Annotated in this window: 24 protein-coding genes; 15 read left to right on the top strand and 9 right to left on the bottom strand. The window is 67.7% G+C overall.

The window, feature by feature from the left end:
• Positions 1-243 precede the first annotated feature (243 nt).
• The 6 genes from JZ791_RS07055 (at position 244) to JZ791_RS07030 (ending at position 6,494) form a co-directional block, all read left to right on the top strand.
• A complete protein-coding gene (locus tag JZ791_RS07055; RefSeq protein ID WP_216893360.1) occupies positions 244-600 on the top strand; it encodes a YraN family protein in 357 nt (118 codons plus the stop codon).
• Positions 600-2,111: a YifB family Mg chelatase-like AAA ATPase gene (locus JZ791_RS07050; RefSeq protein ID WP_216893359.1), complete on the top strand. Its 1,512-nt coding sequence runs from the start codon at positions 600-602 to the stop codon at positions 2,109-2,111. The genes JZ791_RS07055 and JZ791_RS07050 overlap by 1 nt, the downstream gene beginning before the upstream one ends.
• A gap of 818 nt (positions 2,112-2,929) precedes the next feature.
• Positions 2,930-4,102: a DNA-processing protein DprA gene (gene dprA / locus JZ791_RS07045; RefSeq protein ID WP_216893381.1), complete on the top strand. Its 1,173-nt coding sequence runs from the start codon at positions 2,930-2,932 to the stop codon at positions 4,100-4,102.
• Positions 4,103-4,237: 135 nt separating this feature from the next.
• Positions 4,238-5,086, top strand: a complete 849-nt coding sequence (locus tag JZ791_RS07040) for a class I SAM-dependent methyltransferase (protein WP_216893358.1) — start codon at positions 4,238-4,240, stop codon at positions 5,084-5,086.
• 60 nt (positions 5,087-5,146) lie between these two features.
• Complete coding sequence (locus tag JZ791_RS07035; RefSeq protein ID WP_216893357.1) at positions 5,147-6,070, top strand: tyrosine recombinase XerC; 924 nt, start codon at positions 5,147-5,149, stop codon at positions 6,068-6,070.
• 49 nt (positions 6,071-6,119) lie between these two features.
• Positions 6,120-6,494, top strand: a complete 375-nt coding sequence (locus JZ791_RS07030) for a GatB/YqeY domain-containing protein (RefSeq protein WP_216893356.1) — start codon at positions 6,120-6,122, stop codon at positions 6,492-6,494.
• A 164-nt stretch (positions 6,495-6,658) separates the two neighbouring features.
• Here JZ791_RS07030 and JZ791_RS07025 read toward each other — a convergent pair whose 3' ends face one another.
• Positions 6,659-7,177: a DUF1990 domain-containing protein gene (locus JZ791_RS07025; RefSeq protein ID WP_216893355.1), complete on the bottom strand. Its 519-nt coding sequence runs from the start codon at positions 7,175-7,177 to the stop codon at positions 6,659-6,661.
• A gap of 121 nt (positions 7,178-7,298) precedes the next feature.
• Here JZ791_RS07025 and JZ791_RS07020 point away from each other — a divergent pair, with 121 nt between their 5' ends.
• Positions 7,299-8,066 carry a siderophore-interacting protein gene (locus JZ791_RS07020; RefSeq protein ID WP_216893354.1) on the top strand — a complete coding sequence of 256 codons (768 nt, stop codon included), beginning with the start codon at positions 7,299-7,301 and terminating at the stop codon, positions 8,064-8,066.
• A gap of 161 nt (positions 8,067-8,227) precedes the next feature.
• Here the strand turns inward: JZ791_RS07020 and JZ791_RS44755 are convergent, their stop codons facing one another.
• Together JZ791_RS44755 and JZ791_RS44750 are read right to left on the bottom strand one after the other, a co-directional pair.
• Positions 8,228-8,701, bottom strand: coding sequence for a M23 family metallopeptidase (locus tag JZ791_RS44755; protein WP_308162814.1), 474 nt, complete (start codon positions 8,699-8,701; stop codon positions 8,228-8,230).
• Positions 8,702-8,715: 14 nt separating this feature from the next.
• Positions 8,716-8,961, bottom strand: a complete 246-nt coding sequence (locus JZ791_RS44750; protein WP_254205317.1) for a hypothetical protein — start codon at positions 8,959-8,961, stop codon at positions 8,716-8,718.
• A 1,404-nt stretch (positions 8,962-10,365) separates the two neighbouring features.
• On the opposite strand from JZ791_RS44750, the gene rpsB reads away from it, so the two are divergent.
• Together rpsB and tsf are read left to right on the top strand one after the other, a co-directional pair.
• Positions 10,366-11,280, top strand: coding sequence for a 30S ribosomal protein S2 (gene rpsB / locus JZ791_RS07010; RefSeq protein ID WP_216893352.1), 915 nt, complete (start codon positions 10,366-10,368; stop codon positions 11,278-11,280).
• 134 nt (positions 11,281-11,414) lie between these two features.
• Positions 11,415-12,239 carry a translation elongation factor Ts gene (tsf, locus tag JZ791_RS07005; protein ID WP_216893351.1) on the top strand — a complete coding sequence of 275 codons (825 nt, stop codon included), beginning with the start codon at positions 11,415-11,417 and terminating at the stop codon, positions 12,237-12,239.
• 62 nt (positions 12,240-12,301) lie between these two features.
• On the opposite strand, the gene JZ791_RS07000 is transcribed toward tsf, so the two are convergent.
• On the bottom strand, positions 12,302-14,359 hold the full coding sequence (locus JZ791_RS07000; RefSeq protein WP_438804488.1) for an ArnT family glycosyltransferase: 2,058 nt from the start codon (positions 14,357-14,359) through the stop codon (positions 12,302-12,304).
• A 201-nt stretch (positions 14,360-14,560) separates the two neighbouring features.
• On the opposite strand from JZ791_RS07000, the gene pyrH reads away from it, so the two are divergent.
• The 4 genes from pyrH to JZ791_RS06980 all read left to right on the top strand — a co-directional run bounded on the left by pyrH (position 14,561) and on the right by JZ791_RS06980 (position 18,842).
• A complete protein-coding gene (pyrH, locus tag JZ791_RS06995) occupies positions 14,561-15,289 on the top strand; it encodes a UMP kinase (RefSeq protein WP_216893350.1) in 729 nt (242 codons plus the stop codon).
• 84 nt (positions 15,290-15,373) lie between these two features.
• Positions 15,374-15,931, top strand: a complete 558-nt coding sequence (frr, locus tag JZ791_RS06990; RefSeq protein WP_216893349.1) for a ribosome recycling factor — start codon at positions 15,374-15,376, stop codon at positions 15,929-15,931.
• Positions 15,932-16,134: 203 nt separating this feature from the next.
• Positions 16,135-17,016, top strand: a complete 882-nt coding sequence (locus tag JZ791_RS06985) for a phosphatidate cytidylyltransferase (RefSeq protein WP_308162815.1) — start codon at positions 16,135-16,137, stop codon at positions 17,014-17,016.
• A 122-nt stretch (positions 17,017-17,138) separates the two neighbouring features.
• Complete coding sequence (locus tag JZ791_RS06980; RefSeq protein WP_216893348.1) at positions 17,139-18,842, top strand: metallophosphoesterase; 1,704 nt, start codon at positions 17,139-17,141, stop codon at positions 18,840-18,842.
• Here JZ791_RS06980 and JZ791_RS06975 read toward each other — a convergent pair.
• The 5 genes from JZ791_RS06975 to JZ791_RS06955 all read right to left on the bottom strand — a co-directional run bounded on the left by JZ791_RS06975 (position 18,816) and on the right by JZ791_RS06955 (position 23,656).
• Complete coding sequence (locus tag JZ791_RS06975; protein ID WP_216893347.1) at positions 18,816-19,139, bottom strand: LapA family protein; 324 nt, start codon at positions 19,137-19,139, stop codon at positions 18,816-18,818. The genes JZ791_RS06980 and JZ791_RS06975 overlap by 27 nt on opposite strands.
• A 40-nt stretch (positions 19,140-19,179) precedes the next feature.
• A complete protein-coding gene (locus JZ791_RS06970) occupies positions 19,180-19,932 on the bottom strand; it encodes an SDR family NAD(P)-dependent oxidoreductase (RefSeq protein WP_216893346.1) in 753 nt (250 codons plus the stop codon).
• An 81-nt stretch (positions 19,933-20,013) separates the two neighbouring features.
• The gene (locus JZ791_RS06965; protein ID WP_216893345.1) at positions 20,014-21,072 is read right to left on the bottom strand and encodes an ABC transporter permease; all 1,059 of its coding nucleotides are present in this window, start codon (positions 21,070-21,072) and stop codon (positions 20,014-20,016) included.
• Positions 21,069-22,616, bottom strand: coding sequence for a sugar ABC transporter ATP-binding protein (locus JZ791_RS06960; protein WP_308162812.1), 1,548 nt, complete (start codon positions 22,614-22,616; stop codon positions 21,069-21,071). Before JZ791_RS06960 ends, JZ791_RS06965 begins: the two co-directional genes overlap by 4 nt.
• Positions 22,607-23,656, bottom strand: a complete 1,050-nt coding sequence (locus tag JZ791_RS06955; protein ID WP_216893344.1) for a substrate-binding domain-containing protein — start codon at positions 23,654-23,656, stop codon at positions 22,607-22,609. Before JZ791_RS06955 ends, JZ791_RS06960 begins: the two co-directional genes overlap by 10 nt.
• Positions 23,657-23,771: 115 nt before the next feature.
• On the opposite strand from JZ791_RS06955, the gene JZ791_RS06950 reads away from it, so the two are divergent.
• Both JZ791_RS06950 and rlmN read left to right on the top strand, forming a co-directional pair.
• Complete coding sequence (locus JZ791_RS06950) at positions 23,772-25,016, top strand: ROK family transcriptional regulator (protein ID WP_254205315.1); 1,245 nt, start codon at positions 23,772-23,774, stop codon at positions 25,014-25,016.
• 156 nt (positions 25,017-25,172) lie between these two features.
• Positions 25,173-26,282 carry a dual-specificity RNA methyltransferase RlmN gene (gene rlmN / locus JZ791_RS06945; protein WP_216893343.1) on the top strand — a complete coding sequence of 370 codons (1,110 nt, stop codon included), beginning with the start codon at positions 25,173-25,175 and terminating at the stop codon, positions 26,280-26,282.
• Positions 26,283-26,341 lie beyond the last annotated feature (59 nt).

Here is a 26,341-nt window from a genome sequence, read left to right as displayed (position 1 = left end):
AGCGTGATTTCACAGGTCGAGTACTTCGTGTTGCGTGTCGACGTGTGCGGTACTCGAATCGGATTCGGCTGCGTGGCGAAGGGCCTCGGCATGGATGTCATCGCAGGTAGGCCCGTCCCGTGAACGACCGGACACCGACCCCGCGTTCGGCGAGTTGTGCACAGCCGCAGGGCTGTCCACAGGTTTTTTATTTGCGCAGGTCACACGATCTGGTGGGCTGCGCGGCCCGGTGATGCTGGCCGTGTGGCACATAACCAGGCGCTCGGCGCACAAGGGGAAGAGCTGGCGGCGCAGTTCCTGCGCACGGCCGGAATGGAGATCATCGAGCGTAACTGGCGGTGTCGGTTCGGCGAGCTGGATCTGATCGCCCGCGAGGAGGACGTCACCGCCTTCGTCGAGGTGAAGACGCGCTCCGGCCGCGGGTTCGGGATTCCCGCCGAGGCGGTCACGTTCACCAAGCAGCAGCGCATCCGCAGGCTCGCGCTGCTGTGGCTCGATCAGCAGACCGGGCCGTGGCGCAGGATTCGCTTCGATGTGGTGTCGGTGCTGCTGATCCGCGAGCAGGAACCGGTCATCGAACATCTGAAGGCGGTGTTCTGATGGCGCTGGGCCGGGCCTTTTCGGTCGCGGTGACCGGCGTGACGGGCCAGTTGGTCGAGATTGAGGCGGATATCGGGCAGGGGCTGCCGTCGGTGCATCTGGTCGGCCTGCCCGACACCACGTTGCAGGAGTCGCGCGATCGGGTGCGGGCGGCGGTGACCAATTCCGGGGAGAAATGGCCCGACGGCCGGGTGATCCTGGCGTTGTCCCCGGCCACGCTGCCCAAGGTCGGCAGCGTCTACGACGTGGCGTTGGCCGCGGCGGTCCTGGACGCTGGGGGCGCCGTCCCGTCGACTCGGCTCGCGGGCGCGGTCCTGCTGGGAGAGCTCGCACTGGACGGCCGAGTGCGGCGCTCGCGGGGAGTGCTGCCCGCGGTCCTGGCCGCGCGGGCGGCGGGCCGTTCGACGGTGGTGGTTCCCGAAGCGGCGCTCACCGAGGCCGGGCTGGTCGGCGGGATCACCGTACTCGGCGCGGCGACCCTGCGGGAGATGATCGACTGGCTGCGCGGCGATGGAGAGTTGCGCACCCCCGATGGCAGGCTGCCCTCCGGTGAGCGCACCGGCATCGGCGACCTGTGCGAGGTGGTCGGTCAGGACGAAGCCCGCTGGGCCCTCGAGGTGGCCGCCGCCGGTGGGCATCACGTACTGCTCACCGGGCCGCCGGGAATCGGTAAGACGATGCTGGCACAACGGCTTCCAGGATTGCTGCCGCCGCTGACCGAACGCGAGGCGCTCGAGGTGACCGCGATCCATTCGGTGGCGGGCACGCTGCCGGGCGAGCATCCGCTGATCACCATCCCGCCGTTCGTGGCGCCGCATCATTCGACCTCGGTCACGGCGATGGTGGGCGGCGGATCCGGAACGGCGCGCCCGGGCGCGGTGAGCCGCGCGCACCGGGGCGTGCTGTTCCTGGACGAGTGCGCGGAGATCGGCGCGAAGGTTCTCGAGGCGTTGCGAACCCCCTTGGAGGAGGGAGAAATTCGCATCGCCCGCCGCGATGGCGTCACCCGCTACCCGGCACGGTTCCAGCTGGTCCTCGCCGCCAATCCATGCCCGTGCGCCCCGGCCCGCGACGTCGACTGCATCTGCGCCCCGCTGGCGCGGCGCCGCTACCTGGGCAAACTCTCCGGCCCCCTGCTGGACAGGATCGACATCTGGGTACAGATGCACGGCCAGGCCTCCGGTACGTTCGCCTCCTCGGACGCCGAGTCCAGCGCGGTGGTCCGAGCCCGCGTCGAGCAGGCCCGCACGGTAGCCGCCACCCGCTGGCGCGAATTCGGCTGGACCACCAACGCCGAGGTCCCGGGCCACGTACTGCGCCAGCGCTTCCGCCTACCGAACGACTCACTGGTCCCGGTGGAAAACGCACTACGCCAGGGCCGCATGTCCGCCCGCGGCGCCGACCGCGCGATCAGAGTCGCGTGGACCATCTGCGACCTGCGAGGCGGCGAAATCCCCAACACCCAGGACATTCTGCAAGCACTGAACTTCCGACAGCGGGGCGCAGCATGAGCGAGCGAAAAATGGAAGCAGCCGAGCCCACGCTCGTGCGGGAGTGCGGTGGTGGCATGAGTGAGCGCAGGGGGTGGGTAGAAGGTGGTGTGCGGGCGCAAGACGTGGCTGAGCGTGGCGGCCCGGTGGACGGTGCGGCTGAGCCTGCGCTCGAGCGGGAGTGCGGTGGTGGCATGAGTGAGCGCGGCAGGTGGGCAGAAGGCGTGGCTGAGCGTGGCGGGCCGGTGGACGGTGCGGCTCAGCCTGTGCTCGTGCGGGAGTGCGGTGGTGATATGAGCAAGCACGGTGGGTGGGCGGAAGATGCGGCCGTGCGTGGAGGGCAGCCGGAAGGTGCAGCCGAGCCATTGTTGGTGCGGGAGTGCGGCGGCGTGAGCGAGGATGGCGGGTGGGCGGAACGTGGTGGGTGGGCACAAGACGCCGAGCGTGGACGGTGGATGGAAGGTGCGGTTGAGCCTGCGCTCGAGCGGGAGCGCAGCGGTGGTATGAGCGAGCGTGCGGGGCGGGGAGAAGACACGGCCGAGCGTGAAGGGCGGGCGGAAGGTGTGGCCGAGCCTTTGCTGGTGCGGGGGTGCGGCGGAGCCACGAGCGGGCTGAATGGCGATTGCTGGGACGAGAGCGATCAGCGGACACCGGATTTTGCCGCGGTCGACGTGTCGAAGTCGACCGGGGTGGGCGCACCGGCTGAATCGGGAGCGGGTGGTGGTGAGGTGGTGGCGTCCAGGCAGGCGACAGGGCTCGATATGGGGCGTAGGGCGATTGATAGCGCTAGTTCGGCAATGGGTTTCGAAGTGGGTGGGGGTTCGAACGATGTGGATCCGATGGTCTGCGGGCCTGTCGTGCGAACACAGGAGCAGGAACGGCTGCTGGCGTGGGTGTATCTGTCGCGGGTGTTGCAGGGGCCGTGCGCGCCGTTGTCGGCGCTGGTCGAGCGGGTCGGGGTGGTGGAGGCGGCGCGGGCGGTGCGGGAGTGCGAGCTGCCCGATTCGCTGCGCGGGCCGACCGAGCAGCGGCGCGGAATCGACCGCGCCGAAAGAGATCTCGAGCTCATGGATCGGCTCGGCGGGCGGGTGGTGACGCCGGACGATCCGGAGTGGCCCGCGTGGCGCATGGTGGGTTTGAGCCAACTCGACGCGACGCGAGATCCGGGGGCTGCTGCGCCACTGGTGCTCTGGGCGCGGGGGCCGCTGTCGCTGCTGGCATCCAGCGAGCGGGCATTGGCCGTGGTGGGCGCGCGGTGCAGTACCGGTTATGGCGAGCAGGTGACCGCGGAGATCACCGGTGATCTCGCGGCGCGCGGGTGGACCATCGTGTCGGGTGCGGCATTCGGGGTGGACGGCACGGCCCATCGCGCGGCACTCGCCTGCGGTGCGCCGACGATCGCCGTACTGGCCTGCGGTGTCGACCGGTCGTATCCGGTGGCGCACGCGCGGCTGTTGACGCAGATCGCCGAGGTCGGGCTGGTGATCAGTGAATACCCGCCCGGCGTGCCCGCGCGCAAGCATCATTTCCTGGCACGCAACCGGCTCATCGCGACGCTGGCCGACGGTGTGCTGGTGGTCGAGGCGGGGCTGCGCAGCGGTGCGCGCAATACCGTGAAATGGGCTCGCCGCCTGGGACGTCCGGCCCTGGCGGTGCCCGGACCCATCACCTCGGCGTCCTCGGTCGGCTGCCACCGCATGATCCGCGAGGGGGAGGCGCTGCTGGTCAGCCGCGCCGAGGAGATCATCGACGAGGCCGGACCGCTTCAGCTGTCCCTGCCCTCGGATTCCGCACACACGCCCGGCGACGCTCTCACCGGCGACGAGGCCCTCGTCTACGCGGCGCTCCCCGCGGTCGGTTCACGCCAACCGGTGGAGCTGGCACAGCACTGCGATCTACCCCCGGCGGCCGTGCGTGCGGTACTCCCCGCACTCGAACTGGCCGGCCTGATCGCCTCGGATCACTCCGGCTGGTTCCGGACCTCCGGTTCATCACGCGGCGACGGGAGGTGAGGGCTCGGGCTGGCATGCGGTTCCGGTATGGAGGCGATGAGCCGCAGATAAGAGACGATTGCTTTTCTTATCTGTGAGCAATATTCTCAACAAGAGAGGTATCCATCTCTTATTGGCATTGGAATGGAGTTCGCCATGGAAGCTGGTCGGTCGAGCCGAACGGCCCTGATGACCGCGGAGGTCCGAGCGCGCTATCAGTTGAGCGATCCGCCGCGAATCTTCGACGATCCACTGGCCGCGCGGATGGTGGCGGGAGACCCCGACGAGTGGGTGACCGAATACCTGTCCGGCGTCCCGGATCGGCTCATGCCCTTCATGATCGTGCGGTATCGCTTCGCTCAGGACGCCGTCGAGCACGCGGTGGCGACGGGTGTGAGCCAGGTGGTGGTGCTGGGCGCTGGATTGGATACGTTCGGCTCTCGGAACCCGTACGAACATGTGACGGTGTTCGAGGTCGATCATCCCGACACTCAGACATGGAAACGTCACCGTATGGCCGAAGCGGGTATCGGCATCCCGCCCACGCTGCGGTTCGCGCCGGTCGACTTCGAACAGGAAACGCTGGCCGCGGGTTTGGCGGCGGCCGGATTCGACCGCGGCCGCCCCGCGTTCTTCACCTGGCTGGGCGTCGTCCACTACCTCACCCGCGACGCGCTGCGGGCGACGCTGGGCTTCATCGGCGGTCTCGGCCAGCGGGCCGAGTTGATCCTCGATTACCGCGAACCGCCGTCGACGGAGATGTCATCGGAGCTGCGCGAACGCGTTGCCCACGCCAAGCGCGAGGTGGAAGCGGTGGAAGAACCCCTGATCGGCTTCTTCACCGAGACGGAGATGGCCGACGAACTACGCGCCGCGGGATTCGACGAGATCGACGACGTGGGGCTGGCCGCCGCCATCACCCGCTACACCGGCGCTCCACCATCCGAAAGCGCCCTGGCGGCGGGCGGTCACCTCGTCCACGCCACTCGCGGTGTGTCGCGATAACCCGCCGGATTCCGGCGCGGTGACTTGTCACCTCGCCGAGACTCGGTAACCGTGGAGGGTATGGACGATCTGCCCGAGGACTTGGCGGCGCTGCTGGAGGAATTCGGGCGGCATCTGCGGCTCGGGCGCAATCGGTCGGCGCATACGGTGCGGGCGTATGTCGGCGACGCGCGGTCGCTGCTGGGCCATTTGTGTTCCCGTGCCGCGGATTCCGGGGTCGGGGAGATCGATCTGCCGCTGTTGCGGTCCTGGCTGGCCGAGCAGTCGGGCAGTGGCGCCGCGCGCACCACAATGGCGCGGCGTGCCTCCTCGGCGCGCACCTTCACCGAGTGGCTCACCCGCACCGGGCGTCTGGCCGTCGATCCGGGCCCGCGGCTGGGTTCGGCACGGGCGCATCGGGTGTTGCCCGCGGTGCTCGGCCGCGACCAGGCGAAGGCGGCGATGGATGCGGCGCAATCCGGTGCGGAGCAACATGATCCGATGGCGCTGCGGGATCGGCTGATCGTGGAGCTGTTGTACGCGACGGGAATTCGAGTCGGCGAGCTGTGCGGGTTGGATATCGACGATATCGACTCCGAGCGCCGCCTGGTCCGGGTGCTCGGCAAGGGCAACAAGGAACGCGCGGTCCCGTTCGGCCCGCCGGCGGAACAGGCGTTGCGGGGCTGGCTGTCCGCGGGCCGTCCGGCATTCGTCACCGCCGACTCCGGTCGCGCCCTGCTGCTCGGCCGCCGCGGCCGCCGCATCGACCAGCGACAGGCCAGAACCGTTGTGCACGAGGTAGTCGCGGCGATCCCGGGCGCACCCGACATGGGACCGCACGGCCTGCGCCACACCGCCGCGACCCATCTGCTCGAGGGCGGGGCCGACCTGCGCATCGTGCAGGAGATCCTCGGCCACGCCAGCATGGCCACCACCCAGCTGTATACCCACGTCTCCATCGACCGCCTGAAAAAGGCTCACGACCAGGCTCATCCCCGTGCCTGAGCGGGTAAATAGCTCGACCGACCCGGCGCCGGAACCGTACGGTCGCACCATGCCGACCGATCCGAGAACCGAGGGCCTCCCGCTGCGCGACCGCCTGCGCGCCGCACTCACCGCTGCCATGAAGCGGCGCGATCGGTGCGCCGCCGGGGCGTTGCGCTCGGCGCTGGGTGCGATCGACAACGCCGAGGCCGTCGACGCGAGCGAGGTGAGGGCCGGTGCGATCGAGTCCAGCGCGGTTGGTCTCGGCGTCGCCGAGGCGCGTCGCCGCGAGCTGACCGAGGCCGATATCGAGCGCATCGTCCGTACCGAGATCGACGAACGTCACGCTGCCGCAACGGAATACGAAACCCTGGGCCGCGCGGACCGTGCCGCCGATCTACGAGCCGAGGCGCAAGCACTGACCGAACAGTTGGGCACGCACTGAGTACTTCGGCGTGATCGCCACAACCGGATAGTCCACAGTATCCAGTGATGGCACATGCGATCCGTTGCGTCACATGGGAATCCGGCTCGATGTACTACTGCCGGAGGACGGATCGGCGGCGTCCGGACGGTTTCGTTTCGGTCGGAGTCGGTGGCGTATTCGGTTCAGCGGGGGCGGATCGCGTCGATGTACTTTCCGGCCATGTACTGCTGGAGCAGGCGGGTCACCGGTCCGCCGAGCCGGGTGTACCAGGTGCCCGGGCGGGAGAAGGCGGCGACGTGGCCGTGGACGGAATCGTCGGCGGGGTCGTATTCGACAGCGAACAGTTCCTCGCCGATCTCGGGGTGGCCGGGGAGGGTGCCGTAGGCGAAGCCGCGCCGGTTCGGTTCATCGAGGATGTAGACGACGCGGCAGGGCGCGGTGATGGCGAGGGGCCCGATTCCCAGGCGCACGGTCAGCGCCGTGCCCGGGGCAGCCTCGGGGGTACTCGCGGAGTCGAAGATGCCGGTCCCGCGCTGCATCCGGTACGTGAGGATCTGCGCGGCGGCCGATTCGAACAGCGTGCGGCCGGTTCCGATCCGGCGGCGCAGCCGGAACTGGTGGTAGCCGGACGGGAATTCCCCGTTCGTCGCGCCGGTTTCGGCATAGGTGAACGGAGGCGTGGAATCCGGTTCGATCGGCATGTCCCTATCCTTGCCGACGGGTGCGGTAGGGGCCGCGTCTATCGTTGAATGATATATCGCGAGCTATCGGCGATACACCATGCTACGCTTCATTAGGTAATCCTAATAACGGAGGTGTCTCTTGGCTCGCACTCGTCTGTCTTTCGTGGTCCGGCGTACCGAACGCCTGACCGGCCATCTGATCAGGGTCCACCTGGGCGGTCCCGGCTTCGAGGCATTCCAGCCCAACGGCTTCACCGATGCCTACGTCAAGCTGCAGATCCCGGGCCCGGACGGTGATACGACACGCACGTATACGGTCCGCTCGATCGATCCCGAACTCGAGCAGATCGCCATCGACTTCGTCTACCACGGTCAGGAGGGTGTCGCCGGTCCGTGGGCCGCGGCCGCGAAACCGGGCGATCAACTCGACCTGACGGGCCCGGGCGGCGCCTACTCGCCGAGTCCCGAGGCCGACTGGCATCTGCTCGCGGGCGACGAGTCGGCGCTCCCTGCGATCTCCGCGGCCTGCGCCGCGCTACCCGCCTCGGCGGTGGGCCGTGTCTTCGTCGAGGTCACCGGTCCCGAGGACGAACTGGACTTCGCCCGCCCCGAGGGCGTCGAGCTCACCTGGATCCACCGCGGCGACCGCGAACCCGGCGTAACCCTGGCCGAGGCCGTGCGCGCCGAGCCGTGGCTCGACGGTGAGGCCCACGTCTTCATTCACGGCGAGGCGCAGGTCGTCATGCACGATCTGCGGCCGTACATCCGCAAGGAGCGCGGCGTCCCCGCCAACCGCGCCTCGATCTCCGGATACTGGCGCCGCGGCCGCACCGAGGAAACCTTCCGTCAGTGGAAGCGCGAGCTGGCCGAAAGCGAGGGCGCGGCCCCTGCGGCCGCGCGCCGATAAGGTGTGACGGACCGCTCGCCGACGTCCGGTCGCGGTCCAGCCGGTCGTCTGCGAGATCCAGCGAGCGGATATCCCCGGGCCGTGCGTGGGTCCGCTGCCGCGGACTGCCGTGTGGCATGGCCAACCGGGGGCGCAGTCCACGCATCGCGGGCGCGGATCCCTCATCCCCCTTGCGGGACAATCGGTTTGAGCCGCAGCGGGGCGGTATGAAGCAGGCCCAACGGGTTGAGGTATTCGTGCCCGCGCCGGGCGCCCCAGTGCAGACAGGGTGCGGCGCAGCCGGAGTGCCCCGGTTCCAGCGTGCCCAGCACATCACCACGAACCACCCTGCGCCCCAACGGAACCAAGGCCAGAACCGGTTCATAGGTGGTCCGCACTCCGCCCGGATGATCCACGGACACCACCGGTTTCCCGGCCACCTCGCCGGCGAACACCACATACCCCTCCCCGGCGGCCAGAACGGGCTCTCCGGCCACACCGCCGAGATCGACCCCACGATGCCCGGGCAGCCAGTCGTACGCGGGCTTGTCGAACCGCCGCACCACAGGCGGCCGCGGCCGCATCGGCCAGCCGAACCCACCCGAACTCGCATCAACCGGCGTAGCCACCAGAACCGGCACCAACAGCCAACCCACAATGATCACGGTGATCAGTGGTGTGCGGCGGCCACGGGAGCGCGCCCGGTGTCGCCCCCGCCCCGAGCCTTCTCCGATGGGACGTCGTCGGCGCGAACCTCGGCCAGGATCGAACACGCCGGCAATGACGGCACGAAGGCAATGACCGACACAGCCGCGTCCCGGGCCAGGCCCAGCAGGACGTGAGCGGTCTCGGCCCGAACCGAGGCTGTGCGGGCACGACCGGCGCGGACCTCGGTTCCGCCCGCATTCGTCAACACGCGAGCGGTCCCTGACTCGGGAAGCGTCGCACCCGGCGGTGTGCCGTTCATCGGAGCGCGAATTGTGCCCGTGCGGGAGTGGGCGCACATGAATGTCGTCCAGATCGTATGCGCCATCGCCATGGCAGCATCCGGCGTGGCCAGCCCTGCGCCCGACAGACCGTGAACGATCACGGATGGGCCACCAGCCGTGCCCTGTGTGCGTGCGGCCGGTGCCGCAGTGGTTCGGGCTGTTGTGGCTGGGACGGTTGCGGTCTCGATTTGGGCCGAGACTGTTCGGGCGTGAACGCTGTGGGTCTCGCCTTCGGCCGCCTTCGCCATGTCGTGAGTCTCTGATACGGGCTGGTCCACTGGGGCTGATGATGCCGAAACGTCGTTCGTCGGGGCGCGGATGGCGCCTGTGTTGGAGTGGGGGCCGGGTCGGGCCATATCCGTCATGGTCGAGGTGGTGTCCGGCGTACGCGGGGCTACGTCCGATAGAGGGTGAATGATTCTGGATCGGCCACCGGCCGTGGGTGGTGTGCGTGCGGCCGGGGCCGCGGTGGCCTGGGCTGTTGCGGCCGGGAGAGGTGCGGTCTTGGGTCGAGCTGCGCGCTGCCGGGCGTGAGTGTCGTCGAATCCGGCCGGGTCGGCGTTTGTTGGCGGCGCGGTTGTGTTCGGTGGGGCGGTTCTTGATGGGCCATCGGCCGTGGACGGTGTGTGTTCGGCCGGGGCAGTGTGCGCCGGGGGAGGGACGCTTCCGGTCGGGGTGCCGGATGTGGTGCTCGTGTGTGTGACCGTGCTCACCCTGACTGGGCGGATGCTCGCCGTGGATAGGGCCGCGTTGGCCGTGACTGGAGTGATGCCCGGAGTGATCGTGGCCGCCTCCATCCGGGCGCGGGCGATTTCGGCATCGGTTGGCGTGGTTATGGCCGCCACTGGATTCGCTGTGGCGGGAATCGTGGGGCCCTGGGGTAGAGCCTTGCTCGTCGTGGCGCGGGCAATATCCACCGAGGTGTGGGCGGCGGCGTTCTCGGCTGGCTCGGTCGCATCCGTGGGCCGGGCTGAGTACGGTCATGAACTCACCGTGCACCGCGAAATCGTGTCGCGAAAGGCCCTCTTCGGCGAGTGTGGACAACTTTCTCGATCCGGCTCAATGTGGATAGAAAGCGCTTTATTTATAAGGTGTTCTGTCCACCGGGCCCGGGGCGGGAAGTTCGTGTGAATGGGCTTTGGACAGGCCGTTTAGGTGTTCTTGCTACAGGCTCGTAGACTGGTGCCGCGGTCCGCTCATCCGGACCGACTTCGCGCGTCCAGCGCACAGAGCCGTCGGCTGGTCCCCAGTGGGGTACCGGCGGCCGTGGACGCCAGGGCAGAGGTCGCCGATCTCTGCGACAACCAGCAAGGAAAGCGAGATACGCAGCTATGGCTGTCGTAACTATGAAGCAGCTGCTCGACAGCGGCGCACACTTCGGTCATCAGACCCGCCGGTGGAACCCGAAGATGAAGCGTTTCATCTTCACCGACCGCAACGGCATCTACATCATCGACCTGCAGCAGACCCTGACGTACATCGACAAGGCGTACGAATTCGTCAAGGAGACCGTCGCCCACGGTGGCACCGTGCTGTTCGTCGGCACCAAGAAGCAGGCGCAGGAATCCATCGCCGCCGAGGCCACTCGCGTCGGCATGCCGTATGTGAACCAGCGCTGGCTCGGTGGCATGCTCACCAACTTCTCGACCGTCCACAAGCGGCTGCAGCGCCTGAAGGAGCTGGAGTCGATGGAGCAGACCGGCGGTTTCGAGGGTCGCACCAAGAAGGAAATCCTCATGCTCACGCGTGAGAAGAACAAGCTGGAGCGCACCCTCGGCGGCATCCGGGATATGGCCAAGGTGCCCTCGGCCATCTGGGTGGTCGACACCAACAAGGAGCACATCGCCGTCGGCGAAGCCCGCAAGCTGAACATCCCGGTCATCGCGATCCTGGACACCAACTGCGACCCCGACCTGGTCGACTACCCGATCCCGGGTAACGACGACGCGATCCGCTCGGCCGCGCTGCTCACGAAGGTCGTCGCCTCGGCCGTCGCCGAGGGTGTGCAGGCCCGCGCCTCGCGTGCCTCCGGTGATGTGAAGCCCGAGACCGGCGCCGGCGAGCCGCTCGCCGAGTGGGAGCAGGAGCTGCTGTCGCAGGCGACTCCGGCCACCGAGGCCCCTGCCGCCACCGAGGCCCCTGCCGCCGACGCGGCTCCGGCAGCCGACGCGGCCCCCGCCGTCGAGACGGCCGCCGAGGCCGAGCTGACAGAGGACCCGGCTACCAAGACCCCCGCGGATTTCTGAGCAGTAACCCTGTGCGCGAATCGATACCGACCGCGCAAGCCTGATGTTCACCGTGCCGGCCCTTCCCTATTGGGAAGCGGTCGGCATAGTGGCGCTAGAGACCTGACACCCATTCCCAGAGGAGGCTCGCCAGGATGGCGAACTACACCGCCGCTGATGTGAAGCGGCTCCGCGAGCTCACCGGCTCCGGCATGATGGACTGCAAGAAGGCGTTGGAGGAGAACGACGGCGACTTCGACAAGGCCGTCGAGTTCCTGCGCATCAAGGGCGCCAAGGATGTCGGCAAGCGCGCCGAGCGTTCCACTGCCGAGGGCCTGGTCACCGCCCAGGACGGCGTGATGATCGAGATCAACTCCGAGACCGACTTCGTCGCCAAGAACGCCGAGTTCCAGGCGCTGGCCGCCGACGTCGTCGCGGCCGCCGCCAAGGCGCGCCCGGCCGACCTCGACGCACTGAAGGCCGTGGACCTGGGCGGCAAGACCGCCGACCAGACCGTGCAGGAGCTGGCCGCCAAGATCGGCGAGAAGCTCGAGCTGCGCCGCGTGGTGTCCTACGACGGCACGGTCGCGACCTACCTGCACAAGCGCGCCACCGACCTGCCCCCGGCCGTCGGCGTACTGGTCGAGTACACCGGTGAGGGTGCGGGCGCGGCCGAGGCGGCTCGTGCCGCCGGCATGCAGGTCGCGGCCCTGAAGGCCAAGTACCTGACCCGTGAGGATGTCCCCGCCGACGTCGTCGCCAAGGAGCGCGAGATCGCCGAGGCCACCGCCAAGGAGGAGGGCAAGCCGGAGGCCGCCCTGCCGAAGATCGTCGAGGGCCGCGTCAACGGCTTCTACAAGGACGTCGTCCTGCTGGAGCAGTCGTCGGTCACCGACAGCAAGAAGACCGTCAAGGCGCTGCTGGACGAGGCCGGTGTCACCCTGACCCGCTTCGCCCGGTTCGAGGTCGGCCAGTCGTAACAAGCTCGTAAGCCGAAGGGCCCCTTGCACATACGCAAGGGGCCCTTCGCCTATCCCGGTGGTCAGCCTGCGTAGCTGGTCAGGTTGTAGACCGTGGCGTTGCCGACCTTCTGGGCGGTGAAGTTGGCCGTCACCCAGTTGGTGATATCGGCGTGCTGGCTACGGCCCCAGCCGCCACCCGCTGTCGCGGCGGCATCGTGCGTCGTGCCGCCGGTGGCGCTCCCGCTTTCGCGAGCCGTGCCGCCATGGTTGCCGCCGGCGCCGGTCGCATCCGACCCGCCCATGCCGCGTCCGTTACCGCTCTCGACGACGTAGTAGCTCACCTTGCCCGCCTTCACGTCGGCCTGGAACTGCGCCAGCGTCGGCACCGGATCGCTGCCGGAGAAGCCGCCGATCGCCATGACCGCCTTGTCGCTCTGCAGTTCCAGCGAGGCCGCCGCGGACGAGTTGTTGATCGCGGCCGCCCACGTCGAGTCGGTCGCCTTCAGCATGGTCGTCAGTTGCGGGTTGGCCTGGGTCTGGCCGAAGCCGCCCATACCGCCGTGCCCGCTCGCCTGCGCCGGGCCCACGGTGGGACCGCCGCCGGAGTGCGCGGTGCCGATGGTGGCGAACGAGTAGGCCGCCGCGCCGCCCATACCGCCCAGCAGCCCAACGGTCAGCATCGCCGCGGCCAGGCGCTGCGAGGTGCGTACGCTCCAGGGGATCGCCACCAGCAGCGCCGCGACCAGGGTCACGATCAAGACCGCCCAGCGCAGTTCGGGCAGCCAGCCGCCGTTGCGGTGCAGCAACACGAAGCTCCAGATCCCGGTGGTCGCCAGCAGTGCGGCCATCCCCAGACGGCCGAACCAAGAGGTTCGCTTCGACCACATCTCGTAGATGCCGACCGCGAACATACCGGCCACGCCGGGCGCGATCGACAGGCAGTAGTACGGATGCACCATGCCGCTCATATAGCTCAGGACGCCGCCGTCGACGATCACCCAGCCACCGAAGACGATCGCCGCCGCACGCACCAGGTCGGTGCGCGGCGCCCGGCCACGCGAGATCAGCACCAGCACGAAGGCCAGCAGCGCCGCCGGCAGCAGCCAGCCGATCTCGAAGCCGAATTCGCCGGAGAACAACCGCTCCACGCCGCGGACCTGACCGCCGAACCCGCCGCCGTGAGCGCCCGCGCCGTGAGCGCCCGCGGCCACGGCCGGTGCCGCATGCTGTGCGGTTGCGGGCGCGCCGTGAGCGCCGCCGCCACCACCGTGGTTGCGACCGAGCACCCGGGCGAAGCCGTTGTAGCCCAGCACCAGGTTCATGAAGTTGTTATCCGTGGAACCGGCCAGGTAGGGGCGGCTCGACGCCGGCCACAGCAGCGTGACCAGCACATACCAGCCCGAGCAGAGCAACATCGCGACGAACGCCCCGAACAGTTGCACGACACGTGTGCGCAGCGGGTTGGGCGCGGCGATCAGATAGGCCAGGCCGAGCGCGGGCAGCACCATCAGGCCCTCGAGCATCTTGGCCAGGAAGGCGAAACCCAGGGCGGCCCCGGCCAGCAGGATCCACCGTGTGGAGGCCTGCTCGATGGCCCGCACGGTCGCGTAGGCGGCGGCCATCATCAGCAGCACCATCACCGCGTCCGGATTGTTGAACCGGAACATCAGCGCGGCGACCGGTGTCAGAGCGAGCGCCGCACCGGCCAGCAGAGCCATGTAGTGGCTCTTGGTCACCCGCCGCACCGCGCCGTACAGCAGCGCCACCGCGGCCACCGCCATCAGGGCCTGCGGGATGAGCATGCTGGCGCTGGAGAAACCGAAGATCTTCCCCGACAGGCCCATGACCCACTGCGAGACCGGCGGTTTGTCGACGGTGATGAAGTTGCCGGGATCCAGTGAGCCGAACAGCAGGGCCTCCCAGCTCTTCGAACCGGCCCAGGCGGCGCCGGCGTAGAACTGGTTTCCCATACCGTCGATGGTGATGTTCCACAGGTACATCACCGCCGTGGCGATCAGTAGACCGGCCAGGCCGATTCTCTCGGCGGCTCGGCCACCGAGGAGAGTTGCGCGAGGGGCCGCGGGCTGAGGCGGTACCGCGGTGCTGGTGGCATCGAGCGTTATAGTCACATGCTCTATTGGGCCTGGCTCGGCGGCGAGCAACCTGTGAGCGACCGGTGAGGTTGCCGTGATCCCCGGACCCGAGGGGCGGTTCACCGTATGGACCTCGCATAGGGCAGGATGAACGGAGCTTTTGTCACCGTCCCGTGCCCGAGCCGACACCGGATGGTCTTTTCGCGTGTGTGTGCTCGCCGATCCTCACCGAGCAGAAGGAGACAGATGTCGGACCCGGAAACGGCCCGCAAGGGTTACCGCCGAGTGCTTCTCAAATTGGGCGGCGAGATGTTCGGCGGCGGCAACGTCGGACTCGACCCGGACGTCGTGCAGACCGTCGCCGAGCAGATCGCTGAGGTGGTCGCGACCGGGGTTCAGGTGGCGGTGGTGATCGGTGGCGGCAACTTCTTCCGCGGCGCCGAACTCGAGGACCGCGGTATGGACCGCTCCCGCTCGGACTATATGGGCATGCTCGGCACCGTGATGAACAGCCTTGCGCTGCAGGACTTTCTGCAGAAGCAGGGGGTCGACACCCGGGTGCAGACCGCGATCACGATGGGCCAGGTCGCCGAGCCCTACATCCCGCTGCGCGCCAAGCGGCATCTGGAGAAGGGCCGCGTGGTGATCTTCGGCGCGGGCATGGGCATGCCGTACTTCTCCACCGACACCACCGCCGCGCAGCGCGCGCTGGAGATCGGCGCCGAGGTGGTGCTGATGGCCAAGGCGGTGGACGGGGTGTACACCGCCGACCCGCGCCTCGAGGCCGACGCCACCATGTTCTCCGAGATCACCCACAAAGAGGTGATCGAACGCGGGCTCAAGGTGGCCGACGCCACCGCCTTCAGCCTCTGTATGGACAACCAGATGCCGATTCTGGTGTTCAATCTTCTAACCAAGGGAAATATCGCCCGCGCGGTGGCCGGTGAGAAGATCGGCACACTGGTTCGGTCCTGAATCCGCCGGGGGGCGAGGTCCGCGAGGATACTCGCCTTCAGGGACTCGGAACCGACAACGACGAACGCTGTGGAGGATACGGTCGTGATTGAGGAAGCACTCTTCGACGCCGAGGAGAAGATGGAAAAGGCCGTCACGGTGGCGAAGGACGACCTCGGAGGCATTCGCACCGGTCGAGCGAATCCGAGCATGTTCAATCGCATCGTCGTCGACTACTACGGTTCGCCGACGCCGATCACCCAGATGTCGGGCATCAGCGTTCCCGAGCCGCGCATGGTCATCATCAAGCCGTATGAGCAGGCGCAGCTGAACGCGATCGAGACCGCGATCCGCAATTCGGATCTGGGCGTCAACCCGACCAACGACGGCAACATCATCCGGGTGAGTGTTCCGCAGCTCACCGAGGAACGCCGCCGCGAAATGGTGAAGCAGGCCAAGGGCAAGGGCGAGGACGCCAAGATCGCCATCCGCAACGTGCGGCGTAAGGCGATGGACGAATTGAATCGCATCCAGAAGGACGGCGAGGCCGGCGAGGACGAGGTCGGCCGCGCCGAGAAGGAACTCGACAAGACCACCGGTAAGTACGTCGCCCAGATCGACGAGCTGGTGAAGCACAAGGAATCGGAACTGCTCGAGGTCTAGCGGCTCGAGCAATGCCTGCCGGGGGTGGCGGGGACGGAGTGGACGGATACGTGAGCGACGGGACAATCGTGGCCGAACAAGCCCCGGCCGGTGAAGGCATACCGGCGAGCGAATCAACCGGTGAGCCGGACGCACCGGATCGGCGCGTGCCCGCCGGGTCCGAGAATGGTTTAGTGGACCCCCTCGGCCACATCGAAGCCCGGATCGCTTCCGATGCTCATCCGGAGTCCCCGGACCACGATCAGGCCGACGCGAAACCGGCCAAGTCCTCGCGGGCGGGCCGCAATCTTCCGGCCGCGCTGGGGGTCGGCTTCGGCCTGGGCCTATCCTTGATCGCGATCCTGCTGTGGGCGCCGAAGATTCTGGTCGGCGTGGTCGCGGTGGCCATCGCCATCGCCACCTGGGAGGTTGCTAAGCGGCTGCGCGAGGCCGACGTGCTGGTGCCGCGCATTCCGCTGCTGGTCGGCGGGCAGGCGATGATCTGGCTGGCCTGGCCGTACGGGACACACGGCGTGGCGGGCGCGTTCGGCTTGACGGCGCTGATCTGTATGGCGTGGCGGCTGTTCGATCACGGACTATCCGCGACACCGCGAAACTTCCTGCGCGACACCGCGATCACGGTCTTCGTGCTCACCTGGATCCCGCTGCTCGCCTCGTTCGCGGTGGTGATGCTGACCGAGCCGCGCGGCAACCTGCGGGTGCTGACGTTCATGATCCTGGTGGTCTGCTCGGATGTCGGCGGCTACGTGGCGGGCGTGCTGTTCGGCAGGCATCCGATGGTCCCCGCGATCAGCCCGAAGAAGTCCTGGGAGGGTTTCGCCGGATCGCTGGTGTTCTGCGTCATCGGCGGACTGCTCACGGTGACCCTGCTGCTGCAGGCGAATTCGATGATCGGTGTGCTGCTGGGTGTGGCGGTGGTGCTCGTGGCCACCTCCGGCGACCTGATCGAATCGCAGGTCAAGCGGGAGCTGGGCATCAAAGATATGGGCACCTTGCTGCCGGGCCACGGCGGCATGATGGACCGGCTCGACTCGATGTTGCCCTCAGCGTTCGTGTCGTGGCTGGTGCTGGCGGCGCTGCTGTGAGCATCGGGGCCGCCTGAGATTCCCGTCCGTCTGGAAGGGGTGGGTGCGCCGCGTCGCCGAGAGTGCGTAATCTTGCCGAGTCGAATGAGATCGTCCCGAACGACCGGTAAAGGTTTTACGCGATGCACAACCCGCCGGGCCTGGCGCCCGACACCGGCATTCCCGCGCATCTGGCCACGCGCATGACAATGGACGAGCAGTACGACTGGCATCGGTCGTATCTGCGTCGGCATCCGGTGAGTCGCCGTTCGGTCCTGCGCGGTGGTGCGGTGGCGGCAATGGGGGCGGGATTGGCGGCCTTCGGCCCGCTCGCCTACGCCGATGACGCGCCCCTGGCGGTGGCGGGCAGGCATGTCAGCTACGGGCCGGACGCGGCCAGCCAGCTGCGGTTCGCCGCACAGCTGTCCCGGAATCCGGGCAATGCCAAGGTCTTTCTCGACCACGGTCCGACGCCCCTGCTCGGCGCGACCACCGAGGCCGAGGTTCGTGAGCTGATCACCCAGCTGCCGCGCGTGGGCGCCGGCGTGCTCACCGCCGAACAGTTCTATGTCCATGCCCCGGTGGACAATCTGACCGGCCGGATCCCGCACTTCTACCGCTGGCGCACCGCCGGCGGTTTCGTCAGTGATATCGCGGCGGCTACACCGGCCATGATGAGTTCGCGTTCGGCGCTGCTGCCGTTTCGTTTCACCATGATGGGTGATCAGGGCATCGATGAGACGCCCGAACAACCGGCCGGGCTGCGACCGGGCGCCTATCGCAACAAATACGGCAAGGGCGATCTACCCGGCGCGCGCAATGCGCAGGCCATTCAGCGCCAGATCATCGCGGCGAACCCGGATTTCCATGTCCTCGCCGGGGATATCAGCTATGCCGATCCCTCACACGGCGGCGGACCGGATTGGTTCGCGCTCGATGGGAATTCCCCCAGGGACGGGATGGATGCCTACAACCCATATGTCTGGGACGACTATTTCCACGCGATCGAGGGCAGTGCCGCCCATGTGCCGTGGATGTTCGCCACCGGCAATCACGATATGGAGGCGGTCTACGGCACGCACGGATACGGCGGACTAGTCAAGCGTATCGACATGCCCGAGAACGGTCCGGCGGGGTGTCCGTCGGTGTATTCGTTCCGCTACGGCAATGTCGCCGTGCTGTCCCTGGACGCCAACGAGGCGTGCCATCAGTACCAGGCCAATCTGGGCTATTCCGGTGGCGAGCAGACGAGTTGGCTCGAGTGCATGCTCGCGGTATATCGCGCGGATCCGGCCATCGACTTCATCGTCTGTTTCTTTCACGAATGTGCCTACGCTACCGGCGTGGGCGGCGCCAGCGACGGTGGCGTGCGACAGGCGTTCGCGGAGCTGTTCGACAAGTATCAGGTGGATCTGGCGCTCCAGGGGCACAACCATAACTTCGAGCGCACCGATCCGATCCGGAACGGTCGGCCGACAAGGGTGGCCAAGGATCACGCGATCGTCTATCCGGAGCAGGACGGGACGGTCTATTACGTGGTCGGCGGGGGCGGCGCCGCACACGGTGACTTCGATTCCGGGGAGAGCTATCGCGGACACGAATTGCCCGATACCGCGGTGGCCCGCAGTGGCTTGTGGGAGGCCGACGGTAAGCAGCAGTTCGAGGCCGCGCCGTGGTCACGGGTGCGGTACAGCCGGTATTCGTTCATTCGCGTCGATGTGCGGCCCGGGATGTTCTCCAGTGAAATGGAGGTGACGGCCGTGGACCAGTTCGGCCGGGAATTCGACACCGTCACCTATCGCCGTCTCGTGGCTCGACCGTCAGGCCCGCCTGGCTACACGGCGTAGTTGCAGGATGCGCCAGCCGCCGACCAGACCCATCACCAGCGCACCGGCGATCACCGACAGCAGGACGGTGACTCCCAGCGGCAGGGAGAAACTCCAGAAGAACAGGCTCACGTGCACCTGATCCAGGTTCTGCAGGATGAAGATGAGCACGATGATGCCGATGATCGCCGCGACTACCAGGCTGACCCAGGTGTATCCGGCGCGGGTGCGCAGGGCGCGTTTGCCGGGGGAGGGCTTGTTCGGGGTAGATCCGGCGCGCGGGTCCGGGTCCGGGGTGGGGACGGCGTCGCTGGTCATATCTCGATCATTGCCGATCGCTATGAATATTGCACGTATTTCACCGCGACTCCTTGTGCACGCTCCAGCCGCCGTCCACGACGAGTTCCGCGCCGGTGATATAGGAGGCGTCGGATGAGGCCAGAAATGCGACGGCGGCCGCTACCTCGTCGGGATCGCCGAGGCGTCGTAGTGCGGTCGCGGCGGCCGAGCGCTGCCGGTCCGCCTCATCGATATCGTCCCAGACGGGGGTCAGAATGGGGCCGGGCAGGATGGCGTTGACCCGGACGTGCTCGGAGCCGTACTCCACCGCGAGCTGGCGGACCAGCGCGGTCAGTCCGCCCTTGGCCGCCGCGTATCCGGGCTGTCCGGGCAGGCCGAAATGGGCGTGCACGCTGGAGATCGCGATGACGCTGCCGTGGCGGGCCCGCAGATCGTCCAGGAATGTGCGCACGCCGAGGAACAACGGGGTCAGGTTGACCGCCAGGCCCTGGTCCCAATCGTGCCGGGACAGCTCGTGCGCGGCTGCGGCGCGCTGCCGGGATGCATTGCTGCACAGCACATCCAGCGAACCGAACAGCTCATGGACGCGCTCGCGCAGCGCATCCCAGTCTTGCTCGCGCGAGACGTCGCAGACCACGAATTCGGCACGGCGGCCCTCGCCTCGCAACCGTGCGGCCAGTTCGTTCCCGGATTCGGCGATATCCGCGAGAACAACGCAGGCGCCTTCCGTGGCAAGGCGTTTCGCGGTGGCCGCCCCGATTCCGGACGCCGCCCCCGTGACCACCGCGACCCGGTCCGTCAGGCGGTTCACGACGTCACCCCGCTGCCGGTCTGTTGCGTCGTGTACCGCGATGCGTTCGATGTCATCCACATGAGTCGAGCCCGCACGGGTCTACGTCGGCAGGCCGACCGCGCGTTCACCGCTGCGTCGCTGCTGAATGACGACCGCGGCGACCAGCAGCGCGCCTTGGGCGACGTTCTGCCAGAAGCTGTTCACGCCGATCACGTTGAGCCCGTTGTCGAGTGCGCCGAGCAGCAGCACGGCCAGCAGGGTGCCCAGCACGGTGCCTCTACCGCCCTTGAGCGCACTACCGCCCAGTGCCGCGGCGGTGATCGACTGGAGTTCCAAACCCTCACTGCCCGAGGTGGGTTGGCCCGATCCGGTGCGTGCGGTCAGGATGATTCCCGCGATGGCAGCGACGATTCCGGAGAGCACGTAAACCGCGATGAGATATTTGTTGATGTTGATGCCCGAGAGGCGGGCGGCGGTGTCGTTGCCGCCGATGGCGTAGATGTTGCGGCCGATATCGGTGTATTTGAGCAGTACGTGCACGCCGATCGAGACGATCGCCAGGACGATCACCGGCACCGGCAGCCCGATGATCTTGCCGCGCGCCAGGAAGATGAACAGGTTGTTGTCCAGTACGAAACCCTGCGCTTTACCGCCCGAGATCAGTTGTGCCAGACCCTTGTACGCCGCGAGTCCGGCCAACGTCGCGATCACCGGGTTGACCCGGCCGTAGACGATGATGACGCCGTTGAGGATGCCGAGCACCACCCCGCCGCCGATCGCCGCCAGGATGCCCAGCGGTGCGTTGCTCCCGGTCGCGGTGAAGACCATCGCACTGATCACCGAGGCGACACCGGCCGCCGAGCCGACCGTGATATCCATTGCGCCACAAATGATCACGACGGTCTGCACGACGGACAGGAGGCCGAAGACGGTGACCGCGTCACCGATTCCGGCGAGGTTCCCGGTCGACAGGTAGCCGCTGTTGAGCGAGCTGAAGATGATCACCAGGATGATCAGTGCGCCGATCAGACTGAGGTTGCCCGGGCCGATGACGCGCAGGATACGACCGGGGGTTAGGGCCGACAGACCACGAGAGCGCGCGGAGGGCCCGGTCGCTGATCCGGAGTCGGTCGATAGGCCGGTTTTTTGATCGGTCATGGGGTTTCCTTCAAGTCCGAGGCCATGGCCAGCGAGAGGATCGCCTCCTCGCTCGCGTCGGCGCGATTCAATTCGCCGGTGACGTGACCCTGCTGCATGACCACGATGCGGTCGGCTAGGCCGAGCACCTCGGGTAGCTCCGAGGAGATGACCAGCACGGCCACACCGGATTCCGCGAGATTCTCGATGACGTGGTAGATCTCGATCTTCGCGCCGACGTCGACGCCGCGGGTGGGCTCGTCCAGGATCAGCACGGTGGGCTTGCGGGCCAGCCAGCGGGCCAGCACCACCTTCTGCTGGTTTCCGCCGGAGAGCTTGCGGACCTCTTGTTCGAGCGAGGGCGTGCGCACCCGCAGCGAGTCCACATACTCTCGGGCGAGCCGATTCTCGGCATCCCGGCGGATGAATCGAAAGCGCCGCAGCCGATCCAGCACGGCCAGCGAGATGTTGTCCCGCACACCGCGATGCAGCAGCAGCGCCTGTGCCTTGCGTTCCTCGGGCGCGTAGCCCATTCCCGCCCGCACCGCGTCGCGCGGCTGCCGCAGCCGCAGGCGCTTGCCGTCCACCCGGACCTCGCCGGAGTGGATCGGCAGATCCCCGACGAGTGCGCCGGCCAGCTCGGACCGTCCGGCGCCGACCAGTCCGGCCAGCGCGACCACCTCGCCGGCGCGCACGTTCAGGCTGATATCGCGCACGTCGTCGGTGGTGACCGCGTCCACCTCCAGCACCACCCGGCCCGGCTCGTTCTGCTTGCGCGCGAACACCGTCGACAGATCGCGCCCGACCATCATCGAGACGACCTCACGATCGGTGGTGTCCGCGATCGCCCGCTCGCCCACGACCGCGCCGTCGCGCAGCACCACCACCCGATCGGCGATCTGGAAGATCTCGCGCATGCGGTGCGAGACGTAGATGACCGCCAGACCCTGCTCGCGCAGCCGCCCGATCAGTTCGAACAGCGATTCGGTCTCGTGCTCCGAGAGCGAGGAGGTCGGTTCGTCGAAGGCGATCACCCGTGCGTCGGTGGTCAGCGCCCGCATGATTTCGACCAATTGACGCTGTGCCGCGGTGAGTTTCGAACCGGGGGTGTCCGGGTCGAGGTCGCGGCCGAAGCCGAGCCGGTCCAGGTCCCGGCGCATCCGCGCGCGCAGGGCCGCCCGGTCGACCAGCCGCCCCGCGCGCCGGGGCAGGGCGCCGAGATACACGTTCTCGGCGACCGAGACGTGCGGGACGATCTCGGGTTCCTGCGCGATCACCCGGATTCCGGCCGTGCGGGCCGCGGCGGGCGAGGCCGGGGCGAACGCCGCACCGTCCAATTCCATTCGCCCGCTGTCGGGTTGGTGGTCGCCGCCGAGAATCCTGATGAGCGTGGACTTTCCGGCGCCGTTCTCGCCGATCAGGGCGGTCACACGGCCCGCCGGGAACTCCACGCTCACCGCGCTCAGGGCGGGCACGCCGGCGAAACTCTTGGAGATCTCGCTCGCGCGCAACCCGCCCCGCTCGGCCGAATCGCCTGCCTGTGCGGCCGATTCGCTCAGCTGCACTGCACGCCTGCCTGCTGCCAGTTGCTCGCGTCGACCATCTTGGTCGGTGCGAACGCCTCGGCCGGCATCGCCTTGCCGTTCTTCAGGTAGTCGTACATGGTCTGCACGGCCAGCGCGCCGACGTCGGTGCCGTTGATGAACAACGCGGCCTTGAAGCCGGTGGGCTTACCGCTCTGCCATTCCTTGCACGCCAGGTAGGCGCCCAGGCCGACGCCGATGAGGTCGTCGGCGGAGTATCCGGCGTTCTGGATGGCCGAGACGCCGCCGCTGACGTTCTCGTCGTTGCAGCCCATGACGATCCAGTGCTTCACCGCGCGGTTGCCCGCGACCGTCGCGGAGATCTTGTTCTGCGCGTCGGAGGGGGTGTTGTCGGTGCCGACCTCGATCACTCGCACGTTCGCGCCCGAAGCCTGCTGGAACGCCTTCTCATTGGCCTTGACCCGGTCGGTGCAGACCGTCACGTCTTGCTGCCAGGCATCCACGATCGCGGTGTCGGCGGGATTCCAGCCCGCCTTCTTGAAGTCCTGGCCCGCTGTGGTGCCGACCTCGGTGCCCATCTGCGTGCCGCTGAAGCCCACGCGCGGAAGCAGATTCGCCGCGGCGCATTTCGACGGGTCGGGTCCGTTGGTGCAGACCTGGTCGTCGGAGCTGAGCAGCGCCACGTTACCGGCCTTGGTCAGCTGCACGACCTGCGGGCCGACCGCCGGGTCGGGCGGCACGATGATCATGCCGTTGGCCTTCTGGCTGACCGCGTTCTGGGTCTCGCTGACCGCCTTGTTGGCGTCGTTGCCCAGGTCGACCACCTTCAGGTCGACGCCGAGCTGGGAGGCCTTGGCCTTCGCGCCTGCGGCCTCATCGATGAAATATTCCTGGTCGCCCTGCTTCTGGGCGTAGACGAGGCTGATCTTGCCCGTCAGGTGCTGTGGGCCGGTGGCCGTCGAGCTCGACTCCTGTCCGGAGGAGCAGGCGGTTGTGGCCACTGCCAGCGCTATGACGGCTATTGCGGCGCTGGTCCAACGTCGTTGGTGCAACCAGGACATGAGCACTCCTCGGTGATGTGCCGCACAATCGGCATCAATCGGTGATGGCGGTCACACTAAGACTTCTGGTAACTGTTGTAAATACCATTGGCGGAAGTGCTTCCGCGGTCGTGCGATGAAGGGAAGTGCCGTGTACCAGCTGACCGCTCGCGACATCAGGCGCCGGAACAGATTCGCTGTACTGCAAGCGGTTTACGCCGCGGCGGGGCATATCAGTCGCCAGGAGATCGCTGAGGCGACCGGCTTGTCCTTCGCGACGGTCGGCAACATGATCGCCGAACTGCTGGATGTAGGGGTGCTCGCCGAGCTTGGCTACGACGCGGCAAGCGTGGGCCGCCCGCGCGCCCGCCTGGCCGTCAACCCAGCGCGCGGGATGCTCGTCGGCATCGACCTCGCCGAGACGGCAATCCATTTCGACCTGTTCGACCTGACCATGTCGGTGCTGCGCTCGGTGGAGATCCCGGTTGCCCCGAATGCCTGCCGCCCCCAAGACGTCGTCCCCCTGATCGTGCGCGGGATCCACGAACTGACCGGTGACGACGCGGCAGAGGTGCTCGGCGTCGGCCTCAGCGTCCCCGGTCCGGTCGAGCCGGAGGGTGGCGTCTCGGTGTTCTCGCCGTACTGGGACTGGCACGACATCCCGCTGAAAAGCCTGCTGCAACAGCACCTTACGCATCCGCTGTACCTGGATAATCCGCTCAAGACCAGTACGGTGGCCGAGTTGTGGTTCGGGGCGGGGCGCGATGTGGACGATCTGATCGTGCTCACGTTGCGAGCCGGGGTGGGTATCGGCGTGGTCGTGGACGGAGTGCTGTACCGCGGCGTCACCAACAGCGCGGGGGAGTGGGGGCATACCACCGTGGTTCTGGACGGCCGTGAATGCCGTTGCGGGCGAAAGGGTTGCGTCGAGGCTTACGTGAGCACGCCCGGTATCGTCGCAACCCTGCGCGAACGTGACCCGCATTCCGCGCTGCTCGACCCCGATGACGCCACCACCCTTACCGCGATCGCCGAGGCCGCCACCCGCGGAGATGTCGTGGCGCGCACCGTCATCGAAACGACGGGCCGCTACCTCGGTGTCGCCGTGGCGAATCTGGTAAACCTCTTCAATCCACGAACTATGGTGTTCGGCGACCTCGTGGCGAATTTACTCGGTGACCCGTTGCTGACCGCTACTCGTCGGGTTGCTGCCGAACACGCCATGGCCGCCCCCTTCGATGCGGTAACCCTCCAGCTGAGCACCTTGCCGCACAATCCTGCGAGCCTCGGCGCGGCGACCTTGGCACTGGAAGGCTTCTTGGCCGACCGCGAGCGATTCGGTTCGGTCGCCGCACGGCGCGCGTCACGGACCACGACGTAGCGTCGATTCCAGCGCCGATCAGCGTTCATCGCCCGGTCGCGAGGGCGGACGGGCGTATGGAGCGGACCGCGACTCGGCCGCGGCGAACCGGGGTCGTACGCGATCAGAGGACGTCGCGGACGGTGACATGAACCGGTCCGCCATACTGGATGGGTTATGTCTACCTCCCTGCCCCTGGTTTTCGACGCCCCCCGCCGTGGTATGCCGCCCCGGCACCTCGCCGACCTCGACGCGGACGAGCGGCGCGCGGCCGTCCAGGAGCTGGGCCTGCCCAAATTCCGGGCCGACCAGATCGCCCGCCAGTACTACGTCCGCCTGCAGGCCGACCCGGAACAGATGACCGACCTCCCCGCCCCGGTCCGCGCCAAGATCGCCGAGGCCCTGTTCCCGCCCCTGCTCACCGAGGTCCGCCACATAGCCTGCGACGACGGCACCACCCGCAAATCCCTCTGGCGCGCGGGCGACGGCACCCTGCTCGAGTCGGTCCTCATGCGCTACCCTGACCGCAACACCCTGTGCATCTCCAGCCAAGCAGGTTGCGGCATGGCCTGCCCCTTCTGCGCCACCGGCCAGGGCGGCCTCAACCGCAACCTGTCCACCGCCGAAATCGTCGACCAGGTCCGCGCCGCCGCCGCGTCCCTCCGCGACGGCGAGGTAGCCGGCGGCCCCGGCCGCCTGTCCAACATCGTCTTCATGGGCATGGGTGAGCCGCTGGCGAACTACAAGCGGGTGATTTCGGCGGTCCGGAAGATCACGTCGCCGTCGCCGGACGGTTTCGGGATCTCGCAGCGCAATGTCGTGGTTTCCACTGTTGGTCTGGCGCCTGCTATTCGAAAGTTCGCGGACGAGGGTATGTCGGTGACTTTGGCCGTGTCGCTGCATACTCCGGATGATGAACTGCGGGATACGTTGGTGCCGGTCAATAATCGGTGGTCGGTGTCCGAGGTGTTGGATGCCGCAAGGTATTACGCGGACATGTCGGGCCGTCGGGTGTCGATCGAGTACGCGTTGATCCGCGACATCAATGACCAGCCTTGGCGTGCGGACATGCTGGGTTCCAAGCTGCACAAGGCTCTTGGTTCTCGCGTCCACGTGAATCTGATCCCGTTGAACCCGACTCCTGGTTCGAAGTGGGATGCGTCCCCGAAGCCTGTTGAGCGGGAGTTCGTTCGGCGGGTGGAGGCGCAGGGTGTGCCGTGCACGGTGCGGGATACCCGCGGCCAGGAGATCGCCGCCGCGTGCGGGCAGCTGGCGGCAGAAGGGTAGCGAATGGTGCGGCGGCCATGCCGGGCGCTGGACCTCTCGAGCAGCTGAGTCGCCGACAG

This window comes from Nocardia alni (assembly GCF_019038435.1).
In the GTDB taxonomy this organism is placed as follows: Bacteria; Actinomycetota; Actinomycetes; order Mycobacteriales; family Mycobacteriaceae; genus Nocardia; species Nocardia alni.
This window is presented reverse-complemented; position numbering and strand designations above follow the sequence as displayed.